Raw genomic sequence first — 12,400 nt, forward strand, 5'->3', positions numbered from 1 at the left:
ATATATCTTTTAAATGAGGTTATATAACTAATCAAGGTGCGAAACAAAATGATAAAACATTACAATACAAGCACTTAATTATTAAACAAAAAAAAACACCTCCTAAAAGGTGTTTTTCTTGTTTTGTCCAAACTTCGACTAAAAACATCTGATTTTGTAGCCGTATGAACTAATAAGTAACGATTTAAATTCATAAAACACAAACTAATTTCTAATCGTAAAAAACAAACATTGCTATTTCAATACTTTCCATTTTACAGATAATTTTAGTACTAGGTAATTTGAATTTATTTATTTACGGCACTAAATTGTACTTTTAAAGGCACCCCATAAATAGATTCTAAATCTTTGACACTTTTTTTATAAAATGCCGTTTCGGGTGGTAAGCTAACCGTATCCCAAAAAACGGGATTGTATTTCACTCCATAATCTCCAGCATCTTTGCGTTCAGAAATTACATTCTTGATATCAAATTTTTTCTTATTTGACTCAATACTTAAAACGATTGCTTCATGTCTATAAGCGCATTTTACTTTTGTTGTTTTTAAATTAAGTCGTTTTCTTTTTTGCTCACTAATAATTCCATGAAAAAACGGGTCTCTTTTATGGTAGCTTAGAACCAATTTTCCATTAATATCTTTTTTATAAAGAAAAAGTGCATTTAATCGAGATAATTCCATTTTATAAATACCATAAGTATCAATCCCTATATAAAGTCTTATAAAGTCCTTTTTCTTTATTTTGTTTCGTCCTTCAATAATCACAAGATCTTCCCCATCATAGGAGGTATCACCCGTTTTACTCCACTTATAATCTTTTAATGAAAAACCTTGTCTAATTGGATCAATTTGAGTCATTACAATTACTGTATGCACAGGTTGTTTTTGATTGACAAATCTATAATCCGCCGATTTTCTTTGCTCCGCAATCTCTATCTCATCAAAACTTGGAACACTAGGGCCGTAATCAAGTATTTTAAGATAATGTTCTACCATAAAACGTGTTTTACCATTTTCTACAGAAGACCTTCTATAAATCATGTTAATCTGATGCTTAGAACTCAATGTGTTTTTTCTAACTTTTTTTACAGCATTTTTAACATACGTAGCTGGTTTTAAAATTTCCACTTCAGAAAGGGAAACATTTTCCTCAATCAAAAGAAGAACTTTTTCTTTTTGTTGTAAATAATCTTGAACTTTTATTTTCAGTGTTTTAAAACCAATACTAGAAACTTCCAAAGTATCTAACAAATGTTCTTTTGACAATTTCAAACTAAAACCTCCATCGTCATTACTAGAAGTTCCTATATATTTTGAAGGAATTCCAATGGCTGCATAAGGAACCGATATATCAAATTCATCTTTGACAAATCCCTCAACTGTTATATCTTTTTTTTGTCCATAGGATGAAGCCGTGAATACTAAGACCAATAATACTGTCTTTAAAAATGTTTGTTTCAAATAAGTCATGTTTAAGTTTTTTTTATTTTTTTTCTAAAAAAAATACAATTCATCATTAATTATTGGGTAAGCCATCTAAATAATAGTCAAAATAGTTATTCGCCGCGGCGGTCATACCTCCATTAGAAAACCCTCCTGGTGTTAGACCATTAGTCCAAACACGCAAATCTTCTTTAAGTTCGGTCGCTATTTCGGGTTCAACAGATAATAAATTATTTATTTCTCCAATATCTGCATCAAGATCAAAAAGGTATTCTCTATTATCTCCTTTTAAAAACTTCCATTTTCCTTTTCTAATAGCAGATTGTCCTCCCCATCTCCAACATAAAATTTCATGTGGAGCTCCCGCTTTTTCTCCATTCAAATAAGGAATTAAATTAACACCATCTAATGTATTATCCTTTGTCATACCGGCCAATTCTACCGCAGTAGCCGCAAAATCTAAAGCAGACACTGGGTGTTTATATACTCCATTTATCAATTTATCTTTCCAATACACCACAAAAGGCGTTCGAATACCTCCTTCAATTAAAGTTCCTTTCTCTCCATTTAAGGGATCGTTTAAAGAACCATCCCATCCAGGACCTCCACCAGGTTTGTCTTCTTTCGTTATTTTTAATGGCGCCCCATTATCTCCAATAATAAAAATAACTGTGTTTTCTAATAAGTTATTATCTTTCAAAGCTTTTACAATTTCTCCAACTCCATCGTCTACAGCAGACAACATTGCCAATGCTTGACGACGACGTTCTGGCATTTCACCAGGAAATCTAGCTAAGTATTTTTGAGTCGCATCCAAAGGAACGTGTGGAGCTCTATATGCTAAATAGAAAAAAAACGGATTGTCTTTATTCATTTCTATAAAAGTAGTGGCCGCTTTGCTACAGGCCTCTAAATGATATAAATTTGTCGATCCTTCCTTAATTGGGAATGTATTCCCATTTAAATCGAAATTAGCAATCTCATTATTACTGCTATTTTTTTGAAACACTTGATCAAAACCATGATCAACAATTTCTTCATTAGCACCTAAATGCCATTTACCAGCCATTCCTGTTGTGTAACCCGCTGTTTTCAATCGATCTCCAATAGTTATCTGCGCATTAAAACCTTCCTTAGAATCAGCATTAAGTTCCAATCCAAATTTTGATTGAAAACGACCTATTAAAATACCTGCTCTTGAAGGAATACATTGTGGAGCGGTAGAATAACCACTTTCCATGCGTACACCATGAACTGCCAAAGCATCAATATTTGGAGTTTTTACATCTGTTTTAACACCTTGAGCAGAAAGATCGGAATATCCATGATCATCGGTATAAATAACAATAAAATTAGGTTTCTTTTGTTCAACAATAGGTTCTTCATTTGTTGAAGAATCTGTAACTTTTTGACATTGAACAAAAGTAAGAGCAATAATAAAATGAAAAAATATTTTAAAAATAAGTTTGCGCATTTTCTATATTTTTTTTAAAAAAAATCAGTTACTATTCTTACACTGATAAACATAAAAAGGATATTGTAATTTATCTATTGCTTGCTTACTTTAATTTTCCCCTTAGTATAAGGCAAGCCATCTAAATAAAAATCAAAATATGTATTCGCATTTTTAGACATAGTTCCTTTTGTAAATCCTTTAGGTGACAAATCTTGACTCCAAGCAAATAATTCCTTTTTAAGCTGTGCCGCTATTTCTGGATATTGTTTTATGACATCCTTCTCTTCTTCAATATCCTTATCTAGATTGAAAAGATATTCTCTTCCATCTCCTTTTAAAAACTTCCATTCTCCTTTTCTAATTGCAGATTGTCCTCCCCATCTCCAACAAAGACTTTCATGTGGCGCTTCTGATTTCTCACCACTTAAATAAGGGATCAAATTCACCCCATCCAAAGTATCATCATTTTCTAAACCAGCCAATTCAACTGCAGTAGCAGCAAAATCTAATGCCGATACAGGATGCTTATAAGTTCCTTTTTGTAACTTATCTTTGTAATACACCACAAAAGGAGTTCTAATTCCCCCTTCTATCAAAGTCCCTTTTTCTCCATTTAAAGGATCATTGTAAGAACCGTCCCAACCTGGACCTCCACCTGGTTTATCATGTTTGGTGATTTTTAACGGAGCTCCATTGTCCCCAATGATAAAAATAACTGTATTTTCTAATAAATTATTTTCTTCTAATGTTTTCACTATTTCTCCAACTCCATCATCTACAGCAGACAACATGGCTAGCGCTTTGCGACGACGTTCAGGCATTTTTCCAGGGAAACGATCTAAGTATTTCTTTGTAGGATCTAAAGGAACATGGGGTGCTCTGTATGCTAAATAGAAAAAGAAAGGCTCCTCTTTATGCATATTGATAAACGTGGTTGCAGCTTTACTACAAGCATCTAAATGATACAATTTTGTAGTTCCTTTTTTTAACGGAAATGTATTTCCATTAAAGTCGAAATTTGCCAAACCTTCACTTGCGCTATTTTTATACAGTACTTGGTCAAAACCGTGTTTGGGTATTTGATTCCCTGGTCCTAAATGCCATTTACCAGCCATACCTGTAGCATAACCAGCCGCTTGTAATCTCTGAGCTATGGTAGTTTGTTTATCAAAACCTTCATACGTATCTCCATTTAACTCCAATCCAAATTTAGATTGATGACGCCCTGACATAAGACCTCCGCGAGAAGGCACACATTGTGGAGCAGTAGAATAGCCACTCTCCATACGTACGCCATTACGAGCTAAGTTATCAATATTAGGTGTTCTCACATCCTTCTTAATACCCTGTATAGAAAGGTCTGAATATCCATGATCATCTGTATAAATTAAAATAAAGTTGGGTTTCTTTTTATTTTGACTGTTACTGTTTGATGTTTTACTTACTACTTGGCATTGAACATTCATAAATGTCAACACAAACAGGAAAGATAATTTTATAGTGTTCTTTATCATTTCTAATATGTTTTTATATGTTCTCAATTTTAGAGCGAAAATCTATTCGTTAATTTATTTGTATTTTTTTACTTTTCAACCCTTTATTTTGGACACCAACTCTTTCTGGATGGTATTTAGAAGCATCAAATTTTGAGTTTGCAACAGGCTGAATTGCCTTTGTGTCTTTTAAATGTTCTGTTATTAACTTGTCTAATTCAGCCACTTTTTCAGGATAAACAGCAGCAAGGTTATTGTGCTCACTAACATCCCATTTTAAGTTGTACAACAAATAACTATGTTTTCCATTATTTCCCTGATAAAACATTCTAATTAATTTCCAATCTTTAGCATGCACAGAAATAGCCGCTGGCAACCAGTCTGGAACAGCCGGTTGATGAGGAAAATAAGTAAATATACCTTCTCTTTTTATTGAAGCACCTTTCAGCGTTTCCGAAATATCAATTCCGTCTAACTCATGATTATCAGGAAGTTCCAAACCTGCCAAATTTAATAAGGTTGGATAAAAATCTGTAGATTGAATTAACGCATCATTTATTGAACCTGCTACCGTAACGCCTGGGTACGAAATAATTGTTGGCACTCTTACCCCACCTTCAAACATAGTTGCTTTTCCACCACGTAAAGGTCTGTTACTAGTTGGTGGGGCTAAATATTTTTCTCCATTTGGTAAAACATCCGTAACTCCGTCGTACATATTACCTCCATTATCACTGGTAAAAACTATAATAGTATTTTCACTAACGCCCAAACGGTCTAATTCGTCTAGTAACCTACCCACCGCCTGATCCATAGAATGTACCATAGCTGCATAGGTAATAGAATGTTGTGCATCCGTTAAATCGACTTTGGTTCTGTAGTATTTTTTCAAACTTTCTTTTGCATCAAAAGGAGCATGCACAGAAAACTGCCAGTAGTTCATAAAAAAAGGTTTGGACGTATCTACTCTTCTTAACCAAGAAATCGCTTCATCGGCCATTCTATCTTCAATATGTTCTTTTGAAATTTTTTCTTTAAAATTTGGATATTTCCAAGGCGCCACAAAACTACCTGCCGGACCAGGACCAGGCCAATGTGGAATATCCACATCAAAACCATGTTCTAAGGGAGAATAAGGTTCTTTCCCTAAGTGCCATTTTCCAAAATGTGCCGTTTGATAACCCGCTTTTTTGAATTGCTTACCTAAAGTTGGTAATTTATTATTTAATCTTGTTACCGATTCTAACAATACTGCTTTATTTCCTGGTGAAGGTTTTGCTTGTAATGTGGCTTTTAATTTTACATTCCCCAAATGCGCTGTTGGCGCTGTTACCCCAGTTCTAGCTGGTGTTTGCCCTGTTAAAATACTAGCTCTAGTTGGCGAACACAAGGGACTTGCAGCATAGGCACGGGTATAAGTGATTCCTCTTGCTGCTAATCGTTCTAAATTTGGTGTTTCGTATAACTTCGTTTTTCCATAAAGTGTTACATCGCTCCATCCTAAATCATCAGCCAAAATAAACACAACATTTGGCTTATTTTGAGATTTTACACCCATAACAAGTGCACATGTAAAAAGTAAAAAAAGTACTTGTTTCATTTTTTTCTATTCAAAATTATTACTTGTTTTTTTCCTCAAAAAGTTCCATCGGATTTTTAGTGTAGTTGTATTGCCATTTTTCATTAGGCTGCACGCTTCTAAAATCTTCGGCTCCATAAAAATTATCTTTATAGCGTTTCATCCATTGCTTTGTCAAACCTTTTAGGTGTTCTTGAATTTCTTTGTATTCTGGATGATTGTAAAGATTGTTTAATTGGTGAGGATCTTTTTTTCGATCAAACAAGGTATTGGTAATCGGATTGGCATCTTTATCCATTGAAAATGTAAAATCGTCTGTAACCACACCACGCCAATTAATATTTTTAGCATGCCCTAATCGATATACCCAAAGCGGCACGAAGTCGTCCTTTTTTACTTCATTTTTAGCCAAACTTTTTGATAAATCTCTACCGTCATATTTTTGTTTCGAATCAATATCTAAATAGCCCAATAGGGTAGGTAAAATATCCATTGTTCCAAAAAGTGTCTTCGTTTTCGTTCCTTTTTTAATTTTCTTTGGATATTTAATAATAAAAGGAATTTTATTTGAATAATCGTGTGGATATTGTTTCGGTAAAATTGCTTGATGAGATTCTAACATATCCCCATGATCTGCAGAAAAAGCCACCAATGTATTTTCTTCTATATCCATCTTTTTTAACTGTCCCATTAATCTTCCTAAAGCAATATCGACCCCAGAGACTTGTGCCATATGACCATGATACATTCTTCTTCTATCAGGTGTATCTTCTAAACCTGGGCGTAAAATAATGGAATCACGATTGTATAATTTCATCAACTCTTTTTCAGTATCATATCGATAATGCATTTTCCCATCTACGCCTTTAAATTTTCCCCAATCATGTGGTGGATGCAAAGACAATACAATGGCGAACGGTTTTGTTGGATCTATATTTTTTAAATAATTAATTGCTTGACGTGTTTGCCCATAAGGCTCCCATTCATTAAAAAATTCTTTTTCTTCTTTTTCATTCCAAAAAAACGATTTTCCTGCCCTAAAGTCTACATGACAGTTGTTGGTTAAAACCGTATCAAAACCATAACTCAATTCCTTAGGAACTCCCCTATCTCTATTTCCTCCTAACAAATGCCATTTCCCAAAATAAGCGGTTTGATAGCCTTTTTCTTTTAAGATTTCTGCCATTAACTTTGTTTTATTTGGCAACAATGGAACATCATTTACAAAGGCTCCATTTTTTAAGGGATGCATTCCACTCATTAACATTCCTCTAAAAGGAGTACAAACAGGTTGACTAGAAAATGCATTTTCTAATAAAATTCCTTCTCTAGAAAGTTGATCTAAATTTGGAGTAATAATTTGTGTATTCCCATAGGCTCCCACCATATCTGCAGAATGCTGGTCTGAAAGTACAATCACAAGATTGGATAACGGTTCCTTAGTTTCTTTCGCAGAATTTTTAGGATTAAATTTACAGCCTATAACTAATGGAACAATAAAAAGGATAAAAGTATACTTCATATTCATACTACGATTAAATTCTCTTTTAAGAGAAACTATATTAATTTTAAAACTAAAAGTCGCAAAATATTTTGCGACTTTTAGAAATATAATATTTTATTCTTCCCCTCCCCAACCTGGATTATTAGGTAGTAAATTTGGGTTTTTACTAATCTCTACATCTGGAATTGGAGATAAAAAAAATTTATCATCCCAACTACTATTAGGAAAACGCCATTGTCTTAATAAGTGATCGTTAAATTCTTCCTCAGCAGTTCCCCATCGTCTTATATCGAAAAGTTCTCCCATTTCTGCAAAAAGTTCTCTGGTTCTTTCTTCTCTAATAATAGTTCGTAAAGCCGCTGGATCAGTTTCCGTAATCTCACTAGCATTTACTCTGTCTCTAGCTATTTTCAGATAAGGCAATGCACTTCCCGATTCGCCATTTTCATTATAGGCTTCTGCTAACATTAAAAAAGCATCAACATATCTGTAAACAATATGGTCTTTTGTGTGAGCCACGTTATTATTAGCGCCACCATCCATATATTTAGTTGAACAAATACCACTTCTTCCTTGATAAGTTGCACCACGTGCAACAAGTGGCGTAGATCTATAAGGAACCTCATTCCCAGAACGTAAATTAATATAAGTATTTTGATACCCTTCAGCTAACCTCACATCGTCAGGCTCATAAAGATCTAAAATTGCTGGATGCCATGCTAAAAGATAATTACTTCCGTTTCCTGATTGTATACCTCCAGTTGTACTATTATTTGGGTTAGCCCAAACTGGTAATACAGCTCCTAAACCATTTTCATAAATATTACCAAATGCAAAAATAATCTCTTTATTTCCTTCATTACTAATATCAAATATACCGCCCCAATCAGATTCTAGTGCAACATCATAATCCCCAGGATTATCTGCTAATGGTTTTAAAGCATCTATAGCTTTTTGATAATTTTCGGTTTTTTGTAATGGCAATCCGGCAGAGGTTAAATACACCTTACCTAATAAAAATGCTGCACCTGCTTTAGTAACCCTACCAGGAGAACCTCCCCATGTTACAGGTAAATTATCATTAGCATATTCTAAGTCTTCAATAATTAAATCGTAAATAGTTTCTGTTGCAGTTCTTCCTTTAAATAGAATTTCAGGATCAGCATTAACAACAGGCTCCGTGTACAATGGCAAATCACCAAAAATTTGTGTTAATTGAAAATACGTGTAAGCACGCATCCATCTTGCTTCTGCAATATATCGATTTGCAATCTCTGGCTGATCTTCAAAAAATGGAGATAATGGCACATTTTTAATGATTGTATTTGCTCTACCAATAGCAATATACCCTACACGCCATAAACGATCATATCTAAACGGTTGTTGTTCAGGAGTTAAATAAGCGGAATGTATAGCAAAACCTGCACTTCTTGATGTGGCGTACTTACTACCTGCCATAGTCCCTACCATGTACATGTCTTGTTCCCAAACTACATGCTTAAATGCTTCGTAAATACCTAGGTTTTGAGCTTGTAATTGCTCTTCATTTTGGTAAAATGTGTCACTACTGTAAGTCGAAAATATTTCTTCTTCTAACGCTGTATCGCATGATAGAAAACCTACTATCATTAAACAGAAAACTAATATTCTTTTAAGTTTCATAATATATAACTTTTTTTTTTGGACAATTAAAATGTTAAGTTTACACCTAGTGTATACACCTTTGGTCTTGGATATGCTGAATAATCAATCCCTCTATTTAAAGCACCGTTTCCATTGGTACTTACTTCTGGATCTGGACCTGTATATTTTGTAATAGTTACCAAGTTAGTTCCCGTTGCAACTATAGTCGCATTTTTAAATAATGGAACCTTTTTTAAGTTATATCTAATACTTAAGTTTTTAAGTCGCACATAAGAACCATCTTCTACCAAAACAGAATTTGGGATATTAACAACTTCTGGACTACCAGTACTTGGATATCTAACATTATTATGTTGGTTATCTAAAGTCCAACGATTTGCAAGATAATCTTGCGAACTATTAGCACCTACCCAACCAGAACTAATAAAGGCTCTATTAAGGTTTAATATGTCATTACCGAAAGAACCTTGGACAAACATAGATATATTAAAATCTCCTACTTTGAATTGATTGTTCCATCCAAAGAAAAAGTCTGGGTTAGGATTTCCTATAACCTGTCTATCTTCTATACTTATGATACCATCGCCATTAAGGTCGTCAAATTTCCAAACCCCCGGCGTATTTGCTTGTACAGGACCATTACCATTATTATTTCGAGAGGTTGATGCAAAACGAGGATTATTTGTAGGATTACCATCGGCATCAACTCCTGCTTCTGTTTTAATGTTAAAATTACCATTTGGATAGTCTACTAAATCATCTACTTGAATTAATCCTGTTACTTTATAACCATAAAACAAACCTAATTGCTGCCCTGGAGTAGTTCTTGTACCATCAATTCCGAAGAAGTTTGTAGCTAAATTAGGTCCTTGAATAAATTCATTGGTACCGTATTCAATTAATTTGGTTACGTTCTTTGTCCAGTTGAATTTGGTTGTCCATGAGAAATTCTTATTTCTAAAAATATCGTACGAAAAATCTACTTCAATACCTCTATTTTCTAACTTACCATCATTAATTGGAATAGAACCAAAACCATTTTGAAGTGGTATTTGTAGATTATTTAATAAATTTTCAGTTATTCTTTCATAAACATCAACTGATGTTCTTAATCGGTTTCTGAATAAATTTAAATTCAATCCTAGATTTAATGTAGAACTAGTTTCCCACGTTAATTCTTTATTTGCAATACGTTCAGAAAAAGTAGCTGTGTTAAGTGTGTTATCAGTTAAACCAATTCTACCAATAGCATAAGTATCTAATGTTGAATATGGCCCCACACCAATTGAACTACCTACTTTACCATAAGAAGTCCTTATTTTAAACTGAGAGATACTTTTAATCTTTTTCATAAAACCTTCTTTGTTTACATCCCAAGCTACTGCTACTGAAGGAAAGAACCCCCATGGATTTCCTTGACTAAACTTAGAATCTCCATCATTTCTTCCGGTTGCTGTAAACGTGTATTTCTTTTTGTATGAATACACAAATCTGAACAATAAAGACTGGATGTAATTATTTGACTTAAAAGACTTAGGGTCTGATATTTGCTGAGCCAATTGAATAGCATCTGGCCCTAAATCATCAAATGTAAAATCATTATATAATATACTCTTTCTATAACTAGTAACATCTGTATAACTGGCACCGGCTGTAACATTAATATTATGTCCATTAAACTTTTGATTGTTATAATTTACAAATGATTCAGCTGTAAATCTACTGGTCTCAGCATCAGAAAGAAACAACCTCCCATTTGCATTTCTTCCTAGTCTTGTTCTCTTATTTGCAAAACTTTGGTTTGTATTATTATTATAATTAAACCCCAGTCTATTCGTCCAATTTAAACCTTTTGCAATATTATAAACACCGCTAGTAGAAGCAATTAATGATTTACCTCGTACCACATTATCCATTTGCGTAGCTTCAATTAAAGGGTTTTGTACAATATCTCCCTCTTGATCAAACTCATTTAAATCTCCTGACTCATCAAATAAACGCACAAACGGATTGATTCTCATCGCTGAAAAAACAACACCAGCTAAACCACTCCTTGCGCTGGTTTGAACTCTTTGATTTCTAGAATTATTTAATTGCACATTTGTGTTAAGCGTAAATTTCTCACCAACTTTCATTTTAGAATTGTATCTCAAATTCATTCTCTTAAATACGGAGTTTATAATAGTACCTTCATTTTCGTTAAAATTAACTGACAATAGTTGTGAAAATGTTTTGGTCCCGCCAGAAATACTAAAACTCAACGTTCTGTTAATACCCTGTCTAAAAATAGCATCCATAAAATTAGTACCTACCCCTGCATTTTCAGGTAAAGGTCTGTTCGTTTCTGATCCATCAAAACGAATTCTATCAGCATCTAACAATTCCTGATATGTTAACTGAGGACTTTGTAACACCGGTCTGTCGTTTGCAAATTGCGCATATTGACTTGCCGTAGCCAATTTATAAGGTACACCTATACTAGATATAGATGTTTTAAAAGACAGCTGAATTTTTGTTTTACCAACCTTTGCTTCTTTCGTTTTAATTAAAACAACACCATTACCCGCTCTAGCTCCATAAATAGCTGTAGCAGATGCATCTTTTAAAACTTCTATACTTTCAATATCGTCTGGATTTAAACCTGCTAACGGATTCGTATTTGTAAAGAAACTATCACCTTCAGCCTGAGTATCTGTACCTAAAGGAATACCGTTTATAACGTACAAAGGCTGACTACTTCCGCTTACACTATTTATACCTCTAATGTTTACAGAAATACCTCCTCCTGGCTCTCCTGAATCTTGTTGCACTAAAACTCCTGAAGCCTGACCTTGAAGTGTTTCAGTTATATTAGTAAACATCTGATCTTCTAAATCTTTACTTTTAATAGAACTTATGGCTCCTGATACATCTTCTCTATTTGCTACTCCATAACCGATAACAACAACTTCGTCTAACGACTCCACATCATCTTTCATAATAACATCAACAACTGTTGACTTAATTACTATTTTTTCAGTAGTTGAAAATCCAATATAAGAATATACTAATGTAGCTGAATCTTTAGTTAAGGTAATTCGATAATTACCATCAAAATCAGTTACTGTTCCATTTGAGGTTCCTTTTTGAACAATAGTTACACCAGGCAATGGTAAATTATCGACTGACTTAACAACCCCTGTAACTTCGCCTTTTTGTGCATAACTCCCAAAGGAAATAATTGTAAAAAGCAAGAATAAAGTCTTTTTTAAGACATTTCCGTAATTAATTAATTTCATACTT

The 12,400-nt window shown here is 33.6% G+C and carries 7 protein-coding genes; all 7 read right to left on the reverse strand.

The genetic code is table 11. The features are described 5' to 3' along the window. Positions 1-287: 287 nt before the first annotated feature. The 7 genes from FGM02_RS16795 to FGM02_RS16825 all read right to left on the reverse strand — a co-directional run bounded on the left by FGM02_RS16795 (position 288) and on the right by FGM02_RS16825 (position 12,396). Positions 288-1,469: a carboxypeptidase-like regulatory domain-containing protein gene (locus FGM02_RS16795; protein ID WP_139959659.1), complete on the reverse strand. Its 1,182-nt coding sequence runs from the start codon at positions 1,467-1,469 to the stop codon at positions 288-290. Positions 1,470-1,515: 46 nt separating this feature from the next. Beyond that, a complete protein-coding gene (locus FGM02_RS16800; protein WP_139959660.1) occupies positions 1,516-2,916 on the reverse strand; it encodes a sulfatase family protein in 1,401 nt (466 codons plus the stop codon). A 74-nt stretch (positions 2,917-2,990) separates the two neighbouring features. Then, on the reverse strand, positions 2,991-4,412 hold the full coding sequence (locus FGM02_RS16805; RefSeq protein ID WP_208021543.1) for a sulfatase family protein: 1,422 nt from the start codon (positions 4,410-4,412) through the stop codon (positions 2,991-2,993). A 49-nt stretch (positions 4,413-4,461) separates the two neighbouring features. Then, positions 4,462-5,991 (reverse strand): sulfatase, encoded by a 1,530-nt coding sequence (locus tag FGM02_RS16810; protein WP_139959661.1) that lies wholly within the window; start codon positions 5,989-5,991, stop codon positions 4,462-4,464. 19 nt (positions 5,992-6,010) lie between these two features. Continuing rightward, positions 6,011-7,492: a sulfatase-like hydrolase/transferase gene (locus tag FGM02_RS16815; protein WP_139959662.1), complete on the reverse strand. Its 1,482-nt coding sequence runs from the start codon at positions 7,490-7,492 to the stop codon at positions 6,011-6,013. A gap of 96 nt (positions 7,493-7,588) precedes the next feature. Then, positions 7,589-9,136: a RagB/SusD family nutrient uptake outer membrane protein gene (locus FGM02_RS16820; protein ID WP_139959663.1), complete on the reverse strand. Its 1,548-nt coding sequence runs from the start codon at positions 9,134-9,136 to the stop codon at positions 7,589-7,591. 26 nt (positions 9,137-9,162) lie between these two features. Beyond that, positions 9,163-12,396: a SusC/RagA family TonB-linked outer membrane protein gene (locus tag FGM02_RS16825; RefSeq protein WP_139959664.1), complete on the reverse strand. Its 3,234-nt coding sequence runs from the start codon at positions 12,394-12,396 to the stop codon at positions 9,163-9,165. Positions 12,397-12,400 lie beyond the last annotated feature (4 nt).

This window comes from Flavicella sediminum (assembly GCF_006381105.1).
In the GTDB taxonomy this organism is placed as follows: domain Bacteria; phylum Bacteroidota; class Bacteroidia; order Flavobacteriales; family Flavobacteriaceae; genus Flavicella; species Flavicella sediminum.